Annotated in this window: 24 protein-coding genes; 21 read left to right on the plus strand and 3 right to left on the minus strand. The window is 74.7% G+C overall.

Annotated features, from left to right (window positions below):
* The first annotated feature begins 21 nt into the window (after positions 1-21).
* From FHX31_RS06665 to FHX31_RS06695, 7 genes are all read left to right on the plus strand, one after another.
* Entirely contained in the window at positions 22-1,527 is a 1,506-nt protein-coding gene (locus FHX31_RS06665) for a potassium/proton antiporter (protein WP_013475792.1), read from the plus strand.
* 224 nt (positions 1,528-1,751) lie between these two features.
* Positions 1,752-2,171: a TraR/DksA family transcriptional regulator gene (locus tag FHX31_RS06670; protein WP_013287591.1), complete on the plus strand. Its 420-nt coding sequence runs from the start codon at positions 1,752-1,754 to the stop codon at positions 2,169-2,171.
* 66 nt (positions 2,172-2,237) lie between these two features.
* Positions 2,238-2,840 (plus strand): signal peptidase II, encoded by a 603-nt coding sequence (gene lspA / locus FHX31_RS06675; protein WP_013287590.1) that lies wholly within the window; start codon positions 2,238-2,240, stop codon positions 2,838-2,840.
* A complete protein-coding gene (locus FHX31_RS06680) occupies positions 2,837-3,781 on the plus strand; it encodes an RluA family pseudouridine synthase (protein WP_013475793.1) in 945 nt (314 codons plus the stop codon). Before lspA ends, FHX31_RS06680 begins: the two co-directional genes overlap by 4 nt.
* A 1-nt stretch (position 3,782) precedes the next feature.
* Positions 3,783-4,628 (plus strand): hypothetical protein, encoded by an 846-nt coding sequence (locus FHX31_RS06685; protein WP_184975483.1) that lies wholly within the window; start codon positions 3,783-3,785, stop codon positions 4,626-4,628.
* Between the two features lie 140 nt (positions 4,629-4,768).
* Positions 4,769-6,310 carry an ATPase gene (locus FHX31_RS06690; RefSeq protein ID WP_013287587.1) on the plus strand — a complete coding sequence of 514 codons (1,542 nt, stop codon included), beginning with the start codon at positions 4,769-4,771 and terminating at the stop codon, positions 6,308-6,310.
* A gap of 48 nt (positions 6,311-6,358) precedes the next feature.
* Positions 6,359-7,177, plus strand: coding sequence for a DUF2567 domain-containing protein (locus tag FHX31_RS06695; protein ID WP_123110963.1), 819 nt, complete (start codon positions 6,359-6,361; stop codon positions 7,175-7,177).
* On the opposite strand, the gene FHX31_RS06700 is transcribed toward FHX31_RS06695, so the two are convergent.
* Complete coding sequence (locus FHX31_RS06700) at positions 7,143-7,847, minus strand: LON peptidase substrate-binding domain-containing protein (RefSeq protein ID WP_013287585.1); 705 nt, start codon at positions 7,845-7,847, stop codon at positions 7,143-7,145. The genes FHX31_RS06695 and FHX31_RS06700 overlap by 35 nt on opposite strands.
* 108 nt (positions 7,848-7,955) lie before the next feature.
* On the opposite strand from FHX31_RS06700, the gene hisD reads away from it, so the two are divergent.
* From hisD to hisF, 12 genes are all read left to right on the plus strand, one after another.
* Positions 7,956-9,281, plus strand: coding sequence for a histidinol dehydrogenase (hisD, locus tag FHX31_RS06705; RefSeq protein WP_184975486.1), 1,326 nt, complete (start codon positions 7,956-7,958; stop codon positions 9,279-9,281).
* On the plus strand, positions 9,278-10,351 hold the full coding sequence (locus tag FHX31_RS06710) for a histidinol-phosphate transaminase (RefSeq protein WP_013287583.1): 1,074 nt from the start codon (positions 9,278-9,280) through the stop codon (positions 10,349-10,351). Before hisD ends, FHX31_RS06710 begins: the two co-directional genes overlap by 4 nt.
* Positions 10,348-10,959, plus strand: a complete 612-nt coding sequence (gene hisB / locus FHX31_RS06715; RefSeq protein WP_013287582.1) for an imidazoleglycerol-phosphate dehydratase HisB — start codon at positions 10,348-10,350, stop codon at positions 10,957-10,959. The genes FHX31_RS06710 and hisB overlap by 4 nt, the downstream gene beginning before the upstream one ends.
* The gene (locus FHX31_RS06720; RefSeq protein ID WP_013475798.1) at positions 10,959-11,126 is read left to right on the plus strand and encodes a hypothetical protein; all 168 of its coding nucleotides are present in this window, start codon (positions 10,959-10,961) and stop codon (positions 11,124-11,126) included. The genes hisB and FHX31_RS06720 overlap by 1 nt, the downstream gene beginning before the upstream one ends.
* Positions 11,126-11,746 (plus strand): imidazole glycerol phosphate synthase subunit HisH, encoded by a 621-nt coding sequence (hisH, locus tag FHX31_RS06725; protein WP_013475799.1) that lies wholly within the window; start codon positions 11,126-11,128, stop codon positions 11,744-11,746. Before FHX31_RS06720 ends, hisH begins: the two co-directional genes overlap by 1 nt.
* Before the next feature lie 31 nt (positions 11,747-11,777).
* Positions 11,778-12,098: a hypothetical protein gene (locus FHX31_RS06730; protein WP_013475800.1), complete on the plus strand. Its 321-nt coding sequence runs from the start codon at positions 11,778-11,780 to the stop codon at positions 12,096-12,098.
* Between the two features lie 19 nt (positions 12,099-12,117).
* Positions 12,118-12,846 (plus strand): bifunctional 1-(5-phosphoribosyl)-5-((5-phosphoribosylamino)methylideneamino)imidazole-4-carboxamide isomerase/phosphoribosylanthranilate isomerase PriA, encoded by a 729-nt coding sequence (gene priA / locus FHX31_RS06735; RefSeq protein WP_018785235.1) that lies wholly within the window; start codon positions 12,118-12,120, stop codon positions 12,844-12,846.
* A complete protein-coding gene (locus tag FHX31_RS06740; RefSeq protein ID WP_184975489.1) occupies positions 12,843-13,268 on the plus strand; it encodes a RidA family protein in 426 nt (141 codons plus the stop codon). The genes priA and FHX31_RS06740 overlap by 4 nt, the downstream gene beginning before the upstream one ends.
* A gap of 82 nt (positions 13,269-13,350) precedes the next feature.
* Positions 13,351-13,797, plus strand: a complete 447-nt coding sequence (locus FHX31_RS06745; protein ID WP_120568842.1) for a MarR family winged helix-turn-helix transcriptional regulator — start codon at positions 13,351-13,353, stop codon at positions 13,795-13,797.
* 1 nt (position 13,798) lies between these two features.
* Positions 13,799-14,224 carry an organic hydroperoxide resistance protein gene (locus FHX31_RS06750; protein ID WP_184975491.1) on the plus strand — a complete coding sequence of 142 codons (426 nt, stop codon included), beginning with the start codon at positions 13,799-13,801 and terminating at the stop codon, positions 14,222-14,224.
* Positions 14,225-14,276: 52 nt separating this feature from the next.
* Complete coding sequence (locus FHX31_RS06755; RefSeq protein WP_184975493.1) at positions 14,277-15,284, plus strand: NADP-dependent oxidoreductase; 1,008 nt, start codon at positions 14,277-14,279, stop codon at positions 15,282-15,284.
* Positions 15,285-15,370: 86 nt separating this feature from the next.
* On the plus strand, positions 15,371-16,138 hold the full coding sequence (gene hisF / locus FHX31_RS06760; RefSeq protein ID WP_013287573.1) for an imidazole glycerol phosphate synthase subunit HisF: 768 nt from the start codon (positions 15,371-15,373) through the stop codon (positions 16,136-16,138).
* Between the two features lie 8 nt (positions 16,139-16,146).
* Here the strand turns inward: hisF and FHX31_RS06765 are convergent, their stop codons facing one another.
* A complete protein-coding gene (locus tag FHX31_RS06765; protein WP_013287572.1) occupies positions 16,147-16,608 on the minus strand; it encodes a hypothetical protein in 462 nt (153 codons plus the stop codon).
* 116 nt (positions 16,609-16,724) lie between these two features.
* Positions 16,725-17,360, minus strand: a complete 636-nt coding sequence (yczE, locus tag FHX31_RS06770) for a membrane protein YczE (RefSeq protein WP_013475804.1) — start codon at positions 17,358-17,360, stop codon at positions 16,725-16,727.
* Between the two features lie 59 nt (positions 17,361-17,419).
* Between yczE and yczR the strand changes: the two genes are divergently transcribed.
* Both yczR and FHX31_RS06780 read left to right on the plus strand, forming a co-directional pair.
* Positions 17,420-18,871, plus strand: coding sequence for a MocR-like transcription factor YczR (gene yczR / locus FHX31_RS06775; protein ID WP_184975496.1), 1,452 nt, complete (start codon positions 17,420-17,422; stop codon positions 18,869-18,871).
* Positions 18,872-18,982: 111 nt separating this feature from the next.
* Positions 18,983-20,254 carry a low temperature requirement protein A gene (locus FHX31_RS06780; protein ID WP_114921017.1) on the plus strand — a complete coding sequence of 424 codons (1,272 nt, stop codon included), beginning with the start codon at positions 18,983-18,985 and terminating at the stop codon, positions 20,252-20,254.
* Positions 20,255-20,302: the final 48 nt, after the last annotated feature.

Below are 20,302 nucleotides of genomic sequence, written 5' to 3' on the forward strand. Positions count from 1 at the left end.
GTCCGGTCCGGCCGGCCGGCGATGACCCCGGGGCTCGACGTCGCGCTGCTAGTGGGCGCTGCCGTGCTGCTGGTCGCGGTGGGCGCGGTGCGGTTCTCCACCCGGCTCGGCGTACCGAGCCTGCTGGTCTACCTGGCGCTGGGCGTGCTGCTCGGCGAGGCCGGCCTGGGCATCCGGTTCGACGACGTCGAACTGACCCGGGTGCTCGGCTTCTGCGCGCTCATCGTGATCATCGCGGAGGGCGGGCTGACCGCGCGGTGGAGCACGCTGCGGCCGGTGCTGGGCCTGGCCGCGGCGCTGTCCACGGTCGGCGTCGTGGTCAGCATCGTGGTCGTCGGCGTGGTGGTGCACCTGCTGCTCGGCCTGGACTGGCGGCTGTCGCTGCTCTACGGCGCGGTGCTCTCCTCCACCGACGCGGCGGCCGTGTTCGCCACGCTGCGCCGGTTGCGCCTGCCGCCCCGGCTGGTGGCCGCGCTGGAGGCCGAGTCCGGGGTGAACGACGCCCCGGTCGTGCTGCTGGTGCTGCTGCTGTCCCGCGCCGGGGTCGAGGCCGCCCACCCCTGGTGGTACGAGGTGCTGCTGCTCGGCTACGAGCTGAGCGCCGGCGCGGCGGTCGGTGTCGGCGCGGGCCTGGCCGGCCGGTACGCGCTGCGCCGGGCCGCGCTGCCGTCGGCCGGCCTGTACCCGATCGCGGTGGTCGGCTTCACCGTGCTGGCGTACGCGGCCGGCTCGGTGCTGCACGCCTCGGGCTTCCTCGCCGTGTACGTCGCGGGCGTGCTGCTCGGCAACTCGCGGCTGCCGCACCGCCAGGCCATCCTCGGTTTCGCCGACGGGCTGGCCTGGCTGGCCCAGATCGGCCTGTTCGTGCTGCTCGGCCTGCTGGTCTCGCCGAGCCGGCTGGACGCGGCGGTGCTGCCGGCCGTGATCACCGGGCTGGCCCTGCTGCTGCTCGCCCGTCCGCTGTCGGTGGCGGTCTCCGCGCTGCCGTTCCGGGTGAACCTGCGCGAGCAGCTGTTCCTGTCCTGGGCCGGGCTGCGCGGCGCGGTGCCGGTCGTGCTGGCGACCATCCCGCTGTCGCTGCACGTGCCGGGCGCGGCCCGCCTGTTCGACGCCGTCTTCGTCCTGGTGGTGATCTTCACGTTGCTCCAGGCCGGGACACTGGCGCCGGCGGCCCGCCGGCTGGGGGTGACCGCGCCGGCCGAGGCGAGCGAGATCCTGCTGGAGACCGCCCCGCTGGAACGGATGCGCGCCGACCTGCTCCAGATGGAGGTGCCGGCCGGGTCGCGGCTGGCCGGGGTGCACGTGGACGAGCTGCGGCTGCCGGTCGGCGCGGCGGTGACGCTCGTGCTGCGCGACGGTGCCGGTTTCGTGCCGGGCGCCGACACCCGGCTCAAGGTCGGGGATAGCCTGCTCATCGTCGCCACCGCGGGCGTACGGGACGAGACCGAGCGGCGGCTGCGGGCGGTGAGCCGCCGGGGCCGGCTGGCGAGGTGGTTCGGGGAGTACGGCGAGGAGCCGGCCCGCTGATCTGCTACCGTTCCTTTTGCCCCGATTGAAGGTAGTCCGGGGCGGATACGTGGGACGACGGTGCGGCACGTTGTCGGACGCCTGTACGTTCCGTATTCTTGCCAACCTCCGGAGTGCACGGCGGGCCCGCTCGCCGTGCACCCTTCCGTACGCGGACGACGCCGACGACGGCGTCCCGCCCACGCACCGCTGACCGCCGCGCCACGCGGCTGAGGGAGCTGACGATGGCGAAGCCAGCCGACACCAGGACCGCCGGTCGCAAGCCGGTGGCGAAGGCCACCCGCAGCGCGGCGGAGACCGAGAAGATCCGGGCCGCCCTGGCGGCACGGCGGGACGAGCTCAACGCCGAGTACGATCAGACGCTGAGCGAGATCACCGAGCTGCAGCGCGACCGGCTGACCGACTCGGCCGGGGACGACCAGGCCGACACCGGCACCAAGACGTTCGAGCGGGAGCAGGAGATCTCTCTCGCCAACAGCATCAAGGAACGGATCACGCAGGTCGAGCGCGCGCTGGAGCGCCTCGACGAGGGTGGCTACGGCTGGTGCGAGCGGTGCGGCAACCCGATCCCGGTGGAGCGGCTCGCCGCGTTCCCGTCGGCCACCCTCTGCGTGACGTGCAAGCAGCTGGCGGAGCGGCGCTGATCACCGCTCCCCGGCGGCCGTACGGCAGACGGTGACCACGCCGTCGCAAGCGTCGATGGGGAGCAGATGACCGCAGCACCGCCCGCCGGGTCCGGCACCACCGAGACGGGCGCCGGCGCGCCCCGCCGTAAGGCCGTCGGCCTGCTGCTCGGCGTGTCCCTGTTCTCGCTGCTGGCGGACCTCGGCACGAAGCAGCTCGCGCTGGCCGAGCTGACCGGCCGGGAGCCGGTGTCGCTGCTCGGCGGCGCGGTCTACCTCAGCCTGACCCGCAACAGCGGCGCGGCCTGGAGCATCGGCTCCGACCACACCTGGATCTTCCCGATCATCACGTTCGTGGTGATCGGGTGGATCGCCTGGATGGCGCTGCGGCTGCGCTCGCTGCCGTGGGCGGTGTCGCTGGGCCTGGTGCTGGGCGGCGCGCTCGGCAACCTGATCGACCGGATCTTCCGCGCTCCAGGGCACTTCGTCGGCCACGTGGTCGACATGATCAGCCTCTTCGACCCGTACGGCCAGGTCTGGCCGGTGTTCAACCTGGCCGACAGCTCACTGGTGTGCGGCGTGGTGCTCGCGGTCTTCCTGGAGCTGACCGGCCGGCAGCGCGACGGCTCCCGGCTGCGCGACGAGAAGCGCGACGACGCCGCCCCGGCCGAGCAGCGGGAGAGCGCGTGACCTCCGCGTTCGCCGCCGACGGCGACACCCGTTCCCTGCCCGTGCCGGACGGCCTCGACGGCATGCGCCTGGACCAGGCCGTGTCCCGCCTGCTCGGGCTCTCCCGTACCGCCGCCGCCGGCCTGATCGACGCGGGCGACGCGCTCGTCGACGGCGTGGCCCGGCCCAACTCGTACAAGGTCAAGGCGGGTTCGTGGCTGGAGGTCACGCTGCCCGCGCCGGCCGCGCCGCCCGCCGTGGTGCCGCAGGCCGTGCCCGGCCTGACAGTGGTGTACGCCGACGACGACATCGTGGTGGTCGACAAGCCGGTCGGGGTGGCGGCGCACCCGAGCCCGGGCTGGACCGGCCCCACAGTGATCGGCGGGCTGGCCGGCATCGGCCACCGGATCTCCACGAGCGGCGCCGCGGAGCGGCAGGGTGTGGTGCACCGGCTCGACGTGGGCACCACCGGGATCATGGCGGTGGCCAAGAGCGAGCGCGCGTACACCGCGCTGAAGCGGGCGTTCAAGTACCGCGAGGTGGAGAAGCGCTACCACGCCGTGGTGCAGGGTCACCCGGATCCGCTGCGCGGCACCATCGACGCGCCGATCGACAGGCACCCGCACCACGACTACCGCTGGGCCGTGGTCTCCGGCGGCAAGCCGAGCATCACGCACTACGACACGCTCGAGGCGTTCCCCGCCGCCAGCCTGCTCGACGTGCGGCTGGAGACCGGGCGTACGCACCAGATCAGGGTGCACTTCTCCAGCATGCGGCACCCCTGCGTGGGCGACCTGACCTACGGCGCGGACCCGACGCTGTCGGCCCGGCTCGGGCTGTCCCGGCAGTGGCTGCACGCCCGCTCGCTGAGCTTCGCGCACCCGGGCACCGGCGACGAGGTGACGTTCGTCAGCGAGTACCCGGACGACCTGGCCCGGGCGCTGGAGATCCTGCGCGACTGACGTGAGTGACGACGCCGCGCGGCCCCGCCGGTCCCGGTCCGCCGCGCTGACCTGGCTCGCGCTGGCCTGCGCGCTGGTGGTGCTCGTGGTGGCGGTGGCACAGCGGCGGGACCGCCCGGTGAGCGACCGTACTATGGGCGAGGTGACCCGGGTCGGTGTGACCGACGGCGCGAGCATCCCGGCGTACCTGCGCGCCGCCGGGGACGAACTGGCCCGCCTCGACGCGCCCGACGGCTACGCGCTCGTCTCGTTCGACGGCTACCTGACCCCGGCGCGGGCGGCCGCCACGCTGGACGGCACGCGGGTCTCGGCGGTGGTGGCACGGGTGCCGCTGCCCGGCCGGCAGACCGAGATCGTCCGGATCGCGGCGCTGACCCTGCCCCGGGACGTGGTGGCCGGGATGGCCGGCGTCGCGACACGCAAGGACCGGGAGACCGCGGGCTACCGGTCCCGCGCCGCCGCCACCGCCGATCCGGAACTGCGCCGGGTGTACGACAGCGGCGCCGAGGTCGCCGCCCGCGAGGCGGAGGCGTACCGGACGGGCTGCGCCTGCGTCTACGCCGCGGTCGTCAGTGCCCCGCCGGACGCCCTGCGCGGGCTGGCCGGTCGTCCGGGCGTGCGGGTGGTGGACCCGGCGCCGGAGGTGACACGTCTGGACCGGACCGTGTTCACCCCGCCGCTTCCCGAGCAGCGTGACGTGGTCCGGCCGCCGGCCGACACCGGGCCGGCCGAGGCAGGCGGAATGGGCGATTCGTCGGAAGCCGCACGGACGGTGAGCGGACCTTCACCCACCGCCCCCGGGTCCGTCACCGGCTCCGGGGCGCCCAATCCCGCTCCCACCTCCTGAGACATCGGGGCACACGGCGACCGGGCCGATCCCATGGTGCGGCGGGCCACCGGGCGATGTGCGGCGCGGGGAGTGGTCCGAATAGGGTTTCGTTCGTAGCCTGTCAGGCGGAGATCGATGGGCTGGGGGAGGGCGAATCCTTGGACGGCAGCGAGACCGGCTGGGGTCGGCAGGGCGAGCCGGCACCGCGGTGGCGGGCGCTGCTCGACCGGGCCCGGCTCGGCGGTCGCGGCGCGGAGCACGCCGACGCCGACCGGCACGTCGAGGAGCAACCGGCGCCGCCGCCCGACCCGCTGCCCCGCCGTGGCGCGGGCACCGGGTGGACCGGCCGCGCCACCGCCGTCGGCCGCGCCCCCGACGGGTCGTACGGCGCGGAGCCCGCTTACCGGGCCGAGGCCACGTTCCGGGTCGACCCGGCCTTCCGCGCCGATCCCCGGCACGACGGCGAGCCGGCCTACCAGGCCGAACCGGCCTACCGCAGCGACCCCGAGCCGTCCTGGCGCGCCGGGCAGCCCTATCCGCCCGACCCGTCCTGGCGCGCCGACCCGTCGTTCGCGCCCGACCCGCGCCCCGAGCAGCCGTTCACCGCCGAGCCGCGCCCGGAACCGTCCTGGCGGCCCGACCCGGCCCGTCCGGAGCCGCGCGGCCGGGCCGAGGCGCCGGCCGAGTCCCGGTACTCCCTTCTCGACGGCGGCTACCGGCCCGCGCCGCCCCCGCCCGAGTCCCGCTACGCGCTGCTCGACCGGGGCCGCTACCGGCCGGACACGCCGCCCGCCCCGGAGCCGGTGGTGCCCGCGCCCCGCCGCCCGCTGGAGGGCCGCTCCGGCCGGGTCGACGCGGCCCAGGTGCAGTGGCGCGCCCCGGAGCCGGACCCGGAACTGGAACGGGCCACCAGCGTGCTGCGCCGCGAGCTGGGCACCCCGCGGGTGCTCGCCTTCGCCAACCCCAAGGGCGGGGTGCACAAGACCACAGCCACCGTGCTCGCCGCCGCGACGGTGGGCAGCGTCCGCGGGCGCGGCGTGCTCGCCTGGGACGACAACGAGCTGCGCGGCACGCTCGGTCTGCGGGCCGGCAGCGCCCGGCACGCCCGCACCATCCGCCACCTGATCCACGACCTGGCGCAGATCGAGATCCTCGAAGGCAACACGTTGCTGTCGCACCTCGACGACTACCTGCGGCACGCCTCCGACGGCTCGTACGACGTGCTGGCCGGCGAGGAGAGCCCACGCTTCGCCCAGCGGCTCGACCAGTTCACCGTCAAGCGGGTGCTGGAGCTGCTGCGCCGCACCCACGAGGTGGTCTGCGTGGACACCGGCAACAACGTGGAGAGCCCGAACTGGCGCACCGTCATGCAGGCCGCCGACCAGCTCGTGGTGACCACCGTGCCGCGCGAGGACGCGGCGTTCAGCGCGGACTGGATGCTCGACCTGCTGCACGAGGTGGGCATGGGCGAGCTGGCCGACAACGCGGTCACGCTGATCTCCTGCCCCACGCCGGGGCGTACCTCGTTGCAGGACGACCTGGAACGGCACTTCGCCACCCGGACCCGGGCGGTCGCCGTGGTGCCCTACGACCCGGCGCTGGAGACCGGCTCCTCGATCGAGTACCACCAGCTCCAGGCCGAGACCCGCAACGCCTGGCTCAAGGCGGCAGCGGTGATGCTGGAACCGTTCGCGCGCTGAGCGCCGACCACCGCCCCGAGCCGTGCCCGGGCCTGAGAGGATCAACGGGTGAGTCCGGACACCCCTGAGCCCGAGCGGGCGCGCGAGCGCACCGACGGCACCGACGCGCGTCCCGGCGGCGCGTGGCCCGAGCGCGAGCAGCCGCCCGGCTGGCCCGGCGGCCTGCCGGTACCCGCCGGCACGCCGGTCACCGCGCCCGGCGCCGACCCGCTCGCCGGATACCCGGGCGTGGTGGCGGAGCTACCCGGCGCCGACGCCACCCGATCCGGCCGCCCGTTGCTCACCACGCTCGGCGTGGTCGCGCTGCTCACCGCGCTCGGCGCGCCGCTGGGCCTGCTGTGGGCATGGGCGGCGCCCGCCACCCCGGTCCGGCAGACCCCCGCCGGCACGGTCTACGCGACCACGCAGCCGGAGCAGCCGATCGCCGCGGACGGCTGGTTCAGCCTCCTGACGCTCGGCTTCGGCGTGCTCGCCGCGATCGCCCTGTGGGTGCTGCTGCGCCGCCGGCGCGGCCCGGCCGGCCTGCTCGCGGTGACGCTCGGTGGTCTCGGCGCGGCGGTGGTGGCCTGGCAGGTCGGCCGCCGGATCGGGCTGTCGACGTTCCAGCGGCTGGTGGAGACCGCGCCGCCGGGCACCGCCTTCACCAAGCCCGTCGACCTGCGCGCCGGGGGCGTCGACTGGTACGGCCCGCTGCCGGTGCCGCACGGGAACCTGCTGCTCGCCGCGTTCGGCGCCGCCGTCACGTACACGCTGCTGGCGGGCTGGTCGCGGTGGCCGTCGCTGCGGCCGGAGCCGGAGCCCGACGCGGCCTGGCCGCCGCCCCCGCCCGGGTTCAGTTCGGCGCCGGGGGACCAGCCAGCTCGCTGAGCGGCACCGGCACCGCGCGCACCTGCCGCAGCAACGCCGTCTCCCGGTTGAGCAGGCGCAGCTCGGCGCGCAGCCGCCCGGCGGTGTCGTCGACGGCGAGCAGCCGCTGCCGGTCGGCGACGGTCAGCGCGGCGGTCGCGGCGACCAGGTGCGACAGGACCGTCGGATCCTCCGGCAGCTGCTCGGTGATCTCCTGCTGGTCCGGCCGGATCAGGCCCAGGTATTGCCGGAACACCGAGATCACCCGGGCCGCCAGCAGGTCGGAGACCTCGTCCGGGCCGTCCGGCTCCGGCAGCCACTCCACCTCGGCGGTCAGGTACGGCTCGGCGGAGGCGTCCACCTCGGCGACCCGGAACCGCCGCCGCCCGACGGTGACGATGTCGAAGCCGCCGTCGGCCAGCTCGGTGACCTGCCGCAGCTCGGCGGTGCAGCCGACCTCGTGCAGCGTGACGTCGCCGCCGGGCGGCCCGGAACGCCCCGGCGGCCCGGCCGGCGCGACCTCCCAGCCGGCCTGGATCGCCACCACGCCGAACTCGCGCGGCGCGCCCTCGGGCAGGCCCACGAGGTGGCGCACCAGCGCCTTGTAGCGCTCCTCGAAGATGTGCAGCGGAAGGACCAGCCCGGGGAAGAGGACGGTCCCGAGCGGGAACACCGGCAGCCGTGCGCTCACGTGATCGAGCGTATCGCCAACCCGCCCGCCCGCGCGTGTCCCGGCTCACCGTCCCGGCGTGCGGGCGGCCCCGGCCGGTGACACCGGCGGCGGCCTAGACTCGCAGGCGTGCTGAATCGGATCGACCTGCGCGGCGGGGCCCGTGACCCGCGCCGCCTGCTGCCCCGTGCCCAGCTCGACGTCTCCGTGGCGGTCGAGCGGATCCGCCCGCTCGTGGAGGCGGTCCGGGACCATGGGTACCCGGCGATCCGGGAGGCGAGCGAACGGTTCGACGGCGTCTCTCCGGAGCGGCTGCGGGTGCCGGTCGAGACGATCCGCGCCGCCGAGGACGAGCTGGACCCGCAGGTACGCGCCGCGCTGCTGGAGTCGATCACCCGGGCCCGCAAGGTCCACGCCGACCAGCGCCGCACCGACCACACCACGACTGTGGTGCCAGGCGGCACTGTGACCGAGCGGTGGGTGCCGGTCGACCGGGTCGGTCTCTACGTGCCCGGCGGCCTGGCCATGTACCCGTCGACGGTGGTGATGAACGTGGTCCCGGCCCAGGCGGCCGGGGTGCGCTCCCTGGTGGTGGTGAGCCCGCCGCAGAAGGACAACGACGGGCTGCCGGACCGCCGGGTCCTCGCGGCGTGCGCGCTGCTCGGCGTGGACGAGGTGTACGCAGTCGGCGGCGCCCAGGCGGTCGCCATGCTCGCGTACGGCGCGGGCGTCGACCCGGCCGGCGACGAGCGCTGCGAGCCGGTCGACATGATCACCGGTCCGGGCAACATCTGGGTCACCGCCGCGAAGCGGCTGCTGCGCGGCGTGGTCGGCATCGACGCCGAGGCCGGCCCGACCGAGATCGCGATCCTGGCCGACGACACCGCCGACCCGGCGCACGTCGCGGCCGACCTGATCAGCCAGGCCGAGCACGACCCCCTCGCCGCGAGCGTGCTGGTCACCCCGTCCACGGCGCTGGCCGACGCGGTCGACGCGGAGCTGGCCCGGCAGGCGCCGGCGGCCAAGCACGCCGAGCGGATCGGCACCGCGCTGCGCGGCGAGCAGAGCGGCGTGGTCCTGGTCGACGACCTGGAGGCAGGGCTGCGGGTGGTCGACGCGTACGCGGCCGAGCACCTGGAGATCCAGACCGAGAACGCCCGCGACTGGGCGCTGCGTGTCCGCAACGCCGGGGCGGTGTTCGTCGGCGCCTGGTCGCCGGTGTCGCTCGGCGACTACTGCGCGGGCTCCAACCACGTGCTGCCCACCGGCGGCTGCGCCCGGCACTCCTCCGGGCTGTCCGTGCAGTCGTTCCTGCGCGGCGTGCACCTGGTCGAATACACCCGGGACGCGCTGCGCGACGTGGCGCCGCACGTGGTCACGCTGGCGACCGTGGAGGACCTGCCCGCGCACGGCCAGGCGGTCAGCGTACGGTTCCCCGGGGGCGGCCCGTCGTGACCACGCTCGACGACCTGCCGATCCGCGACGACCTGCGCGGACGGACGCCGTACGGGGCACCGCAGCTCGACGTGCCGGTGCGGCTGAACACCAACGAGAACTCCTACCCGGTGCCCGAGCCGGTGGTGGAGGCGATCGGCAAGGCGGTCGCCGCCGAGCTGCGCGACCTTAACCGCTACCCGGACCGGGACGCGGTGGCGCTGCGCGCCGACCTGGCCGCCTACCTCGGCCACGGGCTCACCGCCGACCACGTGTGGGCGGCGAACGGCTCCAACGAGATCCAGCAGCAGCTGCTCCAGGCGTTCGGCGGTCCGGGGCGCACCGCGCTCGGGTTCACCCCGGCGTACTCGATGCACCCGCTGCTGACGCTCGGCACCGGCACCCGGTGGGTGCCCGCCCGGCGCGGCGAGGACTTCGGGCTCACCGCCGGCGAGGCGGTGGCCCAGGTCCGCGAGCACCGGCCGGACGTGGTGTTCCTCTGCTCGCCGAACAACCCGACCGGCACCGCGCTCGACCCGGCGGTGGTCGCCGCCGTGCTGGACGAGGCACCGGGCATGGTGATCGTGGACGAGGCGTACGCCGAGTTCGCCCGTCCCGGCACGGTGAGCGCGCTCGCCGTGCTGCCCGGTCACCCGCGGCTGGTGGTGACCCGCACCATGAGCAAGGCGTTCGGGTTCGCCGGCGGCCGGCTCGGCTACCTGGCCGCCGACCCGGCGGTGGTGGACGCGGTGCAGCTGGTCCGGCTGCCGTACCACCTGTCCGCACTCACCCAGGCCGCCGCCCGCGCGGCGCTGGCGCACCGGGACGCTCTGCTCGGCACCGTGGCCGCGATCAAGGAGCAGCGGGACCGGATCGTCGCCGAGCTGCGCGCCCGGGGCCACCGGGTGGCCGACAGCGACGCCAACTTCGTGCTGTTCGCCGTCGAGGGGGACCAGGCGGTGGCCTGGCGTACCCTGCTCGATGCCGGCGTGCTGGTGCGCGACGTCGGCCTGCCCGGCTGGCTGCGCGTCACCGCCGGAACCCCGACCGAGACCGACGCCTTCCTCACCGCGATGGAGACAGTTTCATGAGCCGGATCGCCCGGATCGAGCGGGTCACAAACGAGACGAAGGTGCTCGTCGAGATCGACCTCGACGGCACCGGCAAGGCCGACATCGAGACCGGCGTCGGCTTCTACGACCACATGCTCAACCAGATCGCCCGGCACGGCGGCTTCGACCTGACCGTGCACACCGTCGGTGATCTGGAGATCGACGCGCACCACACGATGGAGGACACCGCGCTCGCGCTGGGCGCGGCGTTCGACCGGGCGCTGGGCGACAAGGCCGGCATCCGGCGGTACGGCTCGGCGACCGTCCCGATGGACGAGGTGCTGGTCCGGGCCGCGGTGGACCTGTCCGGCCGCCCGTACGTGGTGCACGACGAGCCGGCGCTGGCCCCGTACATCGGGCCGGTCTACCCGACGAGCATGACCCGGCACATCTGGGAGTCGTTCGGCCAGTCGGCCCGGATCACGCTGCACGTGGACGTGCTGCGCGCGGCTCGTCCCGGCGGCCACCCGGACGCGCACCACGTGGTCGAGGCGCAGTTCAAGGCCGTCTCCCGCGCGCTGCGCGAGGCCACCGCTATCGACCCGCGTAACGCCGGTGTGGTGCCGTCGACGAAGGGCGCTCTGTAATGAAGGTGCTGCCCACGCTTCTGTTGATCCTGGCCGGCCTGCTGGTCGGCGGGACGTGGTCGCTGCTCAAGCAGGGCGCCCCCCGCGCCGCCGTGGTGATCACCGGCCTGCTGGCCCTGCTGGCGACCGCTGCCGGGGTGCTCTGGCTGCTGCCGGGGGAGAGCTGATGGCACGGGTGGTGGTGCTCGACTACGGCTCGGGCAACCTGCGGTCGGCCGAGCGCGCGGTGGCGCGCGCCGGCGCCGAGGTGACTGTCACCGACGACCTGGACGCCGCCGCGTCGGCCGACGGTCTGGTGGTGCCGGGCGTGGGCGCGTTCGCCGCGTGCATGGCCGGGATCGAGGCGCTGGGCGCCGGGCCGGTCATCGCCGACCGGGTCGCCGCCGGGCGGCCGGTGCTGGGCATCTGCGTCGGCATGCAGATCCTGTTCGGGCACGGCGAGGAGCACGGCGTGGTCACCAAGGGGCTCGGGCTGCTGCCGGGCGGCGTGACCCGGCTGCCCGCGCGGCGGCTGCCGCACATGGGCTGGAACACCGTGCGGCCACCGGCCGGCTCGACGCTGTTCGCCGGGCTGCCGGACGACACCCGGTTCTACTTCGTCCACTCCTACGGCGTGACCGACCCGGCGGCGCTGGCCGAGGCGGGTGCCGCGGTGACCACCTCGCACCACGGCGCGGACTTCGTCGCGGCGGTGGAGCGGGGGCCGCTGTCGGCCGCGCAGTTCCACCCGGAGAAGTCGGCCGACGCCGGTGCCGCGCTGCTGCGCAACTGGCTCGGCACGCTGTGACCGGCCCGCTGGCGGGCACGCGGGCGTCCGCGTGAGCAAGGAGCGGGCCCGCCGCCGCGCGGCGCGCGAGGCCGAGCAGGAGCGGGCGCGCGCCGTCCGCGCCCGCCGGGTGGCGCGCCGGGAGCGGCGTCGTTCCCTGGTACGCCGGCTGACGCCGTCGCTGCGGCGCGGCCGTACCGGCCGGCTGCGCCGGCACACCCGCCGCGAGCGGGCGACGATCCTGGTGCTCACCGTGGTGGCGGTGGTCGCCATCTGGAATCTGGTGGACGACCTCGCGCTGCGGCTGGTGCTGGTCGTGTTGTTGTTGCTGGTCCTGCCCGCGGTCGTGGTGATCGCGCTGGACCGTCGTTGAGGATCCGAGGAGAGAAGCGTTGAGCCTCACCCTGTTGCCCGCCGTGGACGTCGCCGACGGCCAGGCCGTCCGGCTCGTGCAGGGCGCCGCCGGTAGCGAGACCGCGTACGGCGACCCGCTGGACGCGGCTCTGGCCTGGCAGTCCGACGGCGCGGAGTGGATCCACCTGGTCGACCTGGACGCCGCGTTCGGGCGGGGCTCCAACGCCGCGCTGCTCGCCGAGGTGGTCGGCAAGCTGGACGTGAAGGTGGAGCTGTCCGGCGGCATCCGCGACGACGAGTCGCTGCGGGCGGCGCTCGGCACCGGGGCGGCCCGGGTCAACATCGGCACCGCCGCGCTGGAGGACCCGCAGTGGTGCGACCGGATCTGCGGCGAGTACGGCGACCGGGTGGCGATCGGGCTGGACGTGCGCGGCCGTACCCTGTCGGCGCGCGGCTGGACCCGCGACGGCGGTGACCTCTACGAGGTGCTGGCCCGGCTCGACGCCGCCGGGGCGGCGCGGTACGTGGTCACCGACATCACCAAGGACGGCACCATGCGCGGGCCCAACCTGGACCTGCTGCGCGAGGTGTGCGCCCGCACCGACGCCCCGGTGATCGCCTCCGGCGGCGTGTCCACGCTGGACGACCTGCGGGCGCTGGCCACGCTGGAGCCGGTGGGTGTGGAGGGTGTGATCGCCGGCAAGGCGCTCTACGCGGGCGCGTTCACAGTCGCCGAGGCGCTGGCGACGCTGCGGGCCGGCGCGTGACGGCCGAGCCGGTCCGGACGCCCGTGGACGCCGGGGTGGTGACCCGGCTCGGCTCGGGCGGCCCGTGGGAGGCGCTGTACGGCTACTCCCGGGTGGTCCGGGCCGGCTCGCTGGCGATCACCGCCGGCTGCACATCCACTGTGGACGGCCGGGTGGCGCACGCGGGCGACGCGGCGGCGCAGACCGCGCAGGCGATCCGGATCGGCCTGGATGCGCTGGCCGAGGTCGGCGCCGGGCCGGGTGACGTGGTGCGGACGCGGATGTACGTGACGGACCGGATCTACGCCGACGAGGTGGGCCGGGCGCACAACGCGGTGTTCGGCCCGGTGCGCCCGGTCGCCACGATGGTGGTGGTGGCCGGGCTGATCGATCCGGATCTCCTGGTCGAGGTCGAGCTGGAGGCGTACCTGCCGGAGCGCTGACCGGTCCCCGGAGCGGTCGGCGCCGGCCGTCTTGCGGCCCGATAAGTTGTGCACAACTTGATTGCACGCTACGGTTCAGGGTGTGACCGATGATCTGGTGCTGCGCCGGCAGGTGTGCTTCGCGCTCTACGCGGCGTCGCGCGCCCTGACCGACGTCTACCGGCCCATCCTCGACGAGCACGGACTGACCTACCCGCAGTACCTGGTGCTGCTGGTGCTCTGGGAGCACGACGACGACGCCCCCACGGTCTCCGAGCTCGGCGGTCAGCTCCGGCTCGACTCCGGCACGCTCTCCCCGCTGCTCAAGCGGCTGGAGGCGGCCGGTCTGGTGGTGCGTACCCGCTCGGCTGCCGACGAGCGCCGGGTCGAGGTGGGCCTCACCGACCGGGGCCGGGCGCTGCGGGAGCGGATGGGTGACGTGCCGCGCCGGGTGGCCACCGCGACCGGGCTCACCGAGACCGAACTGGTCTTCCTCCACGGCATCCTCACCCGGGTCACCGAGACGATCCACCGACAGAAGGAGCAGTGACATGCAGGTGCTCTACACCGCCTCCGCCCGCGCCACCGGCGACGGCCGCGACGGTCACGTCCGGACCTCCGACGGCACGGTCGAGCTGGACCTCGCCGTACCGAAGGAGATGGGTGGCGCCGGCGGCGCGGCCAACCCGGAGCAGCTCTTCGCGGCCGGCTACGCGGCCTGCTTCCACTCCGCGCTGCGCGTGGTGGCCCGGCAGGCCAAGGCGGACGTCTCCGGCTCGGTCGTCGAGGCGGAGGTCGGCATCGGCCCGAACGGCAGCGGCGGCTACGGCCTGGCCGTGACGCTCGTGGTGGACCTGCCCGCCGTCGAGCGCGCCGCCGCCGAGCAGCTCGTGGACGCGGCCCACCAGGTCTGCCCCTACTCCAACGCGACCCGGGGCAACGTCGAGGTGACCCACACGGTCCGCGAGGCCCTGTGAGCACGAGGAGTGCAGCGCAGCGGAGCCCCGCAGTGCGAACCGAGGAGGCCCGATGAGTGAGGCGAGCGTCAACCGGGAGATCCACCTGGCGTCCCGGCCGGAGGGCTGGCCGACGCCGGAGAACTTCCGGCTGGTCACCACCGAGGTGCCGACGCCGGGCCCGGGACAGGTAGTGGTCCGCAACCGGTTCATGTCCGTCGACCCGTACATGCGCGGACGGATGAACGACGTCAAGTCGTACGTGCCGCCGTTCGCGCTCGACGCCCCGCTGGACGGCGGCGCGATCGGTGAGGTGGTGGCCGGCGAGGCCGGTGGCGTCAAGCCCGGCGACACGGTGCTGCACGGGCTCGGCTGGCGCGAGTACGCGCTGGTGGACGCCAAGGGCGTCCGCAAGGTCGATCCCGGCCTGGCGCCGGTCACCGCGTACCTGGGCGTGCTCGGCATGACCGGGCTGACCGCGTACGCCGGGCTGCTCGACGTGGCGGCGATGAAGCCGGGGGAGACCGTGTTCGTCTCCGGCGCGGCCGGCGCGGTGGGCAGCATGGTGGGCCAGATCGCGAAGCTGCGCGGCGCCGGCCGGGTGATCGGCAGCGCTGGTTCCGCGGCGAAGGTGGAACGACTCACCGCGCTCGGCTTCGACGCCGCCTTCGACTACCACGACGGCCCGGTGTACAAGCAGCTCAAAGCGGCCGCCCCGGACGGCGTCGACGTGTACTTCGACAACGTCGGCGGCGATCACCTGGAGGCCGCGATCGGGGCGATGAACCTGCACGGCCGGGCCGCCATCTGCGGCATGATCGCGCAGTACAACGCCACCGAGCCGCCCGCCGCGCCACGCAACCTGGCGCTGGTGATCGGCAAGCGGCTGACGCTGCGTGGCTTTCTCGTCGGTGACCACGGTCACCTGCGGGAGCAGTTCGTGCAGGAGGTGGCGGGCTGGCTGCGGGAGGGCCGGCTGTCGTACGACGAGACGATCGTCGACGGCATCGAGCAGGCCCCCGAGGCGTTCCTCGGCCTGCTGCGCGGCGAGAACCTCGGCAAGATGCTGGTCCGTCTCTGACCGGTGCGAACGCACTCCACCGCGGGCGGCGGTGACCGGCCTCACCGGCGGGTCACCACCGCCCGCGCGTTCGTTAGGCTCGGGGCATGACGGTGGCGGTACGGGTCATCCCGTGTCTGGACGTGGACGCCGGGCGCGTGGTCAAGGGGGTCAACTTCCTCGACCTGCGTGACGCCGGCGACCCGGTGGAGCTGGCGGCGGCGTACGACCGGGCCGGCGCGGACGAGCTGACCTTCCTCGACGTCACCGCCTCGTCCAGCGACCGGGGCACCATGCTCGACGTGGTGCGGCGCACCGCCGAGTCGGTCTTCATCCCGCTGACAGTGGGCGGCGGTGTCCGCCGGGTCGCCGACGTCGACACGTTGCTGCGCGCCGGTGCGGACAAGGTCGGCGTGAACACCGCGGCCATCGCCCGGCCGGAGCTGATCGCCGAGATCGCCGACCGGTTCGGCCGGCAGGTCCTGGTGCTCTCGCTGGACGTGCGCCGCGCACCGGACGGCACGACGCCGAGCGGTTTCGAGGTGACCACGCACGGCGGCCGGCGGGGCACCGGGCTGGACGCGGTCGAGTGGGCGGCGCGCGGCGCCGAGCTGGGCGCGGGCGAGATCCTGCTCAACTCGATGGACGCCGACGGCACCAAGGCCGGGTTCGACCTGCCGCTGATCCAGGCGGTCCGCGAGGTGGTCGACGTGCCGGTGATCGCCAGCGGCGGCGCGGGCGAGGTGGCCCACTTCCCACCGGCCGTCGGCGCCGGGGCGGACGCGGTGCTCGCGGCGAGCGTCTTCCACTTCGGCGAACTCACAGTCGGCGAGGTCAAGGACGCGCTGCGCGGCGCGGGCCACCCGGTGCGCTGAGGCGGCGGTCACTGCCGGCCGGAGTGCCCCTCGGGGGAGCGGCGCGGCATCGGGATCGACCGGACCACGTACTCCTGCACGGCGGCGGCGTGGTCGTCCTCGTCGAGGTGCCACTCGGACTCGGCGGGCGGGTGCCGCCGGGTCAGCACGCCCTGCACCGTGTCCACTGTGGTGCCGAGACCGGCGCTGGGCCGGGTGCGCCAGAGCCGCTCACCGTCCGGGGTGACCCGGAACCAGCCGTCGGCCACGCTGACCAGGCCCGCGCCGACGAGCCGCCGGACCGCGCCCTCCACCTCGTGCCGCTCCGGGATGGCCTGGTTGAGGTGGTCGGCTGTGGAGAGGACGTCGGCCAGCCGTACGCCTTCGGGGCGGCGTGTCGCGGCGGCCCGCCGGTGCCGGCCGGCGCCACTGGCGATGACAAGCGCGACGAAGATCCAGGCGTCGCTCCAACGCCATCCGTTCTCCCCCATGCAGGAATGATGCCCGGCCGCGACGGCGGAGGAAACACCTGGTTTCCCGGTTGTGCGTCGTCGCAGCTCAGCGCGTTGCGGTCGGTACCGGGCCGTGGCGGTCGGCCCGGCTGCGGTCACGTAGCGTACGCACCGGCCGCCGGCCGTGCGGGCAGCGCGAAGACCGGGATGAAGAACTGGGCCAGCGGGCCGATGGTGAGCGCGTACGCCACCGTGCCGAGGCCGACGGTGCCGCCGAGCAGCCAGCCGAGCGCCAGCACGGTGATCTCGATGACGGTGCGGACCAGCCGGACCGAGAAGCGGGGGTGGCGGGCGACGAAGCCGGTCATCAGCCCGTCGCGCGGGCCGGGGCCGAGCCCGGCGCCGAGGTAGAGGCCGGTGGCGGCGCCGTTGGCGACGATCCCGGCGACGAGCAGCGCGACGCGTGCCGGCATGCCCTCTCCGGGCGGCAGCACGGTCAGGGTGGCGTCGACGACCAGTCCGATCACCACGACGTTGCTGACCGTGCCGAGGCCGGGCCGCTGCCGCAGCGGGATCCAGAGCAGCAGCACGAGGGCTCCGACGGCGATGGTGACGGTGCCGAAGGACAGGCCGGTCTGCCGGGCGAGCCCCTGGTGGAACACGTCCCACGGGTCCAGCCCCAGCTCCGACCGGATCATCAGCGCCATGCTCACGCCGTAGAGGACCAGCCCGGCGTAGAGCTGGGTGAGCCGTCGCACCGGTCGGTGCCGGAGATTGCCAAGCTGTGCCATGCATGCCACCCTAGGGGCCAATCGCGGCTATCAAGGGTGCCAATTGCGGAGGTGTGGCCATGACCAGCCAGGTGCGCGGCGTCCAATTGGCGCGACTCCTCGGCCAGTGGCATGCCCTGCCGGGCCGCCGGCGCAGCCCCGACTACGCCGCGCTCGCCGGCGCCGTCCGCGGGTTGCTCGCCGACGGGCGGCTGCCTCTCGGGGTACGCCTGCCGGCCGAGCGGGAGCTGGCCGAGGCGCTGCGGATCAGCCGGACCACTGTCACCGCCGCGTACCGGGAACTGCGGGAGAGCGGCCACCTGGCCAGCCGCCGTGGCGCGGGGAGCTGGACCATGCTGCCCGGCGGGCACCGGGTGGCCAGCACCGGCCTGTGGACGCCGCTCGACGACCGCGACATGATCGACCTCGGCGTGGCCGCGCTGTCCGCGCCCCCGCAGCTCGTCCCCGCCGCCCGGGCCGCGGCCGAGGACCTGCCCCGCTACCTCGGCGGCGCCGGCTACCACCCGACCGGCATCATCGAGCTGCGCGAGGCGGTGGCCCGCGCCTACACCGAACGCGGTCTGCCCACCAGCCCGGAGCAGATCATGGTCACCAGCGGCACCCAGCACGCGCTGGACCTGGTGCTGCGGCTGGCCCTGTCGCCCGGCGGCGCCGTGCTCGTCGAGTCGCCCACCTACCCCAACGCGCTGGCCGCGCTGTCCGGCCGGCGGGCCCGGATCGCCACGCACGGCCTGTCCGACGAGGGCTGGGACGCCGAACTTCTGCTCGGCAGCCTCCGGCAGACCCGGCCGAAGCTGGCGTACGTGATCCCCGAGTTCCAGAACCCGACGGGCCACCTCATGGCCGCCGACCTGCGCGAGCGGCTGGTCGGCACGGCCCACGCGGCCGGCACCGACCTGGTGGTCGACGAGTCCTTCGTCGACCTGCCGCTGGACGACACCACGCTGCCGCCGCCGGTGGCCGTCTTCGACAGGCACTCCCGGGTGATCAGCATCGGCGGCATGAGCAAGCCCTACTGGGGCGGGCTGCGGATCGGCTGGGTCCGCGCCTCCGCGCCCCAGGTGCAGCGGCTGGCCGCGGCCCGGGTCGGGGTGGACATGGCCAGCCCGGTGCTCGACCAGCTCGTCGCCGTGCACCTGCTCACCGAGGCGCCGGCCATCGTGGCGGCCCGCCGGGCCCAGCTCGTCGCCCAGCGGGACGCCCTGGTCGCGGCGCTCGCCGACCGGCTGCCCGACTGGCGCGTACGCGTGCCGAGCGGCGGTGTCACGCTCTGGGCCGAGCTGGACGGCCCGATCTCCAGCGCGCTGGCCCGCGCGGCCGAGGAGGTCGGCGTACGGCTGGCGCCCGGACCGCGGTTCGGCCTGGACGGGACGCTGGAGCGCTTCCTGCGGCTGCCCTTCACCCTGCCCGCCGACGAGCTGGTGGAGGCGGTCGGGCGCCTCGCGGCGGTCCGCTACGACCTGGACCGCACCAGCCGTCCGCAGTGGCGGGAGCCGAGCGTCATCGCCTGAGCGGGCGGTGCCCGTTCCGGTGGTGAATGCGCCGAACGGCGGCTGCGGTACGGGCGGTGCCCGCACACTGCCCCAGTGGGGAACGGGAGCGGTGTCCGGCGGTCGTGGACCGTGCGGTCCGCCGCCCCGGGTTCCCGCACCACCCGGCTGGAACTCTTCTACGACCTGGTCTTCGTCTTCGCGTTCCTGAACGTCACCACGCTCACCGCCTCGGAACTCACGCCGGCCAACCTCTACCGCTTCCTGCTGGTGCTGGCGCTGCTCTGGTGGTCGTGGACCGGCTTCGCCCGGATGGGCAACTTCTTCCGCGCCGACCAGGGCGTGCTGCCGCTGGTCGGCTTCGTCACAGTGGCGGCGACGTTCCTGCTGGTGCTCAGCGAGCCCAGCGCGTTCGAGGACCTCCCCGGCGGGCTGCCCGGCCCGCTGGTCTTCGCCGGCTGCTACTTCGTGATCCGGATGGCCCAGCTCACCGTCTTCGGCTGGGTGGACCGCGCCGACCCGGTCCGGCGCCGCCGGCTTCTGCTGCGCGCCGCGTTCCCGGCCGCCGCCACGGTGCTGCTGGTCATCGCCGGAACCGTGCCGACGCGGCTGCCGCAGGAGCGGTTCGCGATCCCGCTGCAACTGGCGCTCTGGACGCTGGCGCTGCTCGTCGAGTACGTCGGCGGGGTGACGCTCGCCCGTCAGTGGTGGGTGGTGGTCTCGGCCGGGCACTGGGCCGAACGGCACGCGCTGATCGTGCTGGTCGCGCTCGGTGAGTCGATCATCGCCCTCGGCTTCGGCCCGAAGCACGGGCTGCCGCTGACCGGGCCGGTGGCGGTGTCGGCGCTGCTCGGCATCGTGGTCGTCGCGGCGCTGTGGTGGGCGTACTTCGACACGCTCGCGTTCGCGCTGGAACAGGCGCTGCACCACGCCCGGGACGAGGCCACCCGGCTCCGGTTGGCCAGGGACGTCTACACGTTCATGCACCTGCCGATGGTCGCCGGGATCATCCTCTACGCGCTCGGCCTCAAGGATCTGCTGGCCGAGGCCGCCGACCCGGCCACGCCCACCTGGGGGCTGCCGCTGGGCGACTTCTGGGGCGCGATCCTGTTCGGCGGGGTGGCGTTGCACCTGCTCAGCCTCGCCGGGTGCTGGTGGATCGCGCTGCGCGAGGTGCACCGGCCGCTGCTGCTCGCGGTGGTGGCGCTGGCCGTGGTCGGCCCGTTCGTCTTCCGTATCCCGGAGCTGATCGCGCTCGGCGTGCTCGCGGTGATCACCGGCGCCGGTGTCGCCTGGGAGACGCGCCGCGAGGACGGCCTCCGGCGCCGGGTACGCCGGCTCGCGCTGGAGGAGCAGATCGCCGCCGAGGCCGAACAGAGCCGGTGGCGGCGGGGGCACCTGTGAACGGCGTGCGGCCGTGCCCCGGGACGGTGGGGCACGGCCGGCGCGACC

It is taken from the genome of Micromonospora sp. CNZ286 (assembly GCF_014207755.1).